Source organism: Sphingomonas sp. Leaf339 (assembly GCF_001426195.1).
GTDB lineage: Bacteria > Pseudomonadota > Alphaproteobacteria > Sphingomonadales > Sphingomonadaceae > Sphingomonas.
In genome coordinates, this window is record NZ_LMRS01000058.1 from 1 (window position 1) to 206 (window position 206).

General features: G+C 66.0%; 1 protein-coding gene. It reads left to right on the top strand.

All coding sequences use genetic code 11. The annotated features are described in order from the left end of the window. Nucleotides 1-206: transposase (locus ASG67_RS16750; RefSeq protein ID WP_156460892.1), on the top strand; the 206-nt coding region annotated here is incomplete at both ends.

Sequence of the window (206 nt, forward strand, 5' to 3'; positions counted from 1 at the left end):
CAATGGCTGCTTGGCGACCGTGGTTATGACGCCGATTGGTTCAGGGACGCCCTGGAAGCCAAGGGCATCCAGCCCTGCATCCCGGGCCGCAGATCGCGCAACGAGCCGGTCAGATACGACAAGCGCCGCTACCGGCGCCGCAGCCGCATCGAGATCATGTTCGGCCGTCTGAAGGATTGGCGCCGCGTCGCCACTCGCTACGACCG